At 66.6% G+C, this 1,120-nt stretch carries 2 protein-coding genes; both read left to right on the top strand.

Translation table 11 applies throughout. The features are described from left to right. The coding region (locus ACSFA3_RS25100) for a dioxygenase family protein (RefSeq protein WP_475544589.1) at positions 1 to 452 on the top strand (452 nt) is incomplete at its 5' end. 17 nt (positions 453 to 469) lie between these two features. After that, complete coding sequence (gene pcaG, locus ACSFA3_RS25095; protein WP_435466200.1) at positions 470 to 1,078, top strand: protocatechuate 3,4-dioxygenase subunit alpha; 609 nt, start codon at positions 470 to 472, stop codon at positions 1,076 to 1,078. The last annotated feature ends 42 nt before the right edge of the window (positions 1,079 to 1,120 follow it).

Here is a 1,120-nt window from a genome sequence, read left to right as displayed (position 1 = left end):
GCCGCCGCCCGGTGGCCAACACGCTGGTCGAGCTGTGGCAAGCCAACGCCGCCGGCCGCTACGTGCACAAGGTCGACCAGCACGACGCGCCGCTGGACCCCAACTTCCTGGGCGCAGGCCGCTGCCTGACCGACAGCGAAGGCCGCTACCGCTTCCTCACCATCAAGCCCGGCGCCTACCCCTGGGGCAACCACCCGAACGCCTGGCGCCCGCAGCACATTCACCTGTCGCTGTTCGGCCAGCGCTTCGCGAGCCGACTGGTCACGCAGATGTACTTCCCCGGCGACCCGCTGATGCAGTACGACCCGATGATCACCGGCACGCCCGAGCGCTACCGCAACCGGCTCATCGCCGACTTCAGCCTCGACATCACCGAGGAAGGCTACGCACTGGGCTACCAGTTCGACATCGTGCTGCGCGGCGCAGACGAAACGCCTTTCGAAAACCGCTGAGCCAGGAGACACACACCATGTTGATGACCGCACAGGAAGCCGACTTCGGCCAGACCCCTTCGCAGACCGTGGGCCCCTACTTCGCCTACGGCCTCACCGCCACGCAGTACGGCTACGACTTCGACCAACCCTTCGACGCCGTGCTGGCGCTCGACAAGGCCGCAGGCCAGCGCATCCGCCTCGAAGGCCGGGTGATCGATGGCGACGGCAACCCGATCAACGATGCGCTGGTCGAGATCAGCCAGCCCGACGGCGAAGGCCGCTATCCGCAGACGCCTGAAGAAGCGCGAGCCATCGGCTTTCGCGCCTTCGGTCGCGTCGGCACGGGCACCGCCGAAGGCAACCGCTTCGTGTTTCACACCGTGAAGCCCGGCGCCGAATCGCCCGGCGAAGCACCGCACATCAACCTGATCGTGCTGATGCGCGGCCTGCTGCTGCATGCGTTCACGCGCGCGTACTTCAGCGACGAAGCCGAAGCCAACGCGAAAGACGCAGTGCTGCAGAGCGTGCCGGCCGATCGCCGCCACACGCTGATCGCAGAGCGCGTGGAGCAAGGCGGCGCGGTGACGTATCGCTTCGACATCCGCATGCAGGGCACTGACGAGACTGCCTTCTTCGACGTCTGATCTCAGGGAAATCCCGGACGCAAAAAAGCCCGCTCGCAGCGG

The sequence above is a fragment of the Variovorax glucosi genome, assembly GCF_051216695.1.
In the GTDB taxonomy this organism is placed as follows: Bacteria; Pseudomonadota; Gammaproteobacteria; order Burkholderiales; family Burkholderiaceae_C; genus Variovorax.
The sequence above is the reverse complement of the archived record's forward strand: the minus strand, read 5'-3'. Positions and strand labels throughout refer to the sequence as shown.

What these genes read in the sequence shown, in the direction of transcription:
- pcaG (WP_435466200.1), top strand. Translation starts at nt 470, where the DNA reads ATGTTGATGACCGCACAGGAAGCCGACTTCGGCCAGACCCCTTCGCAG.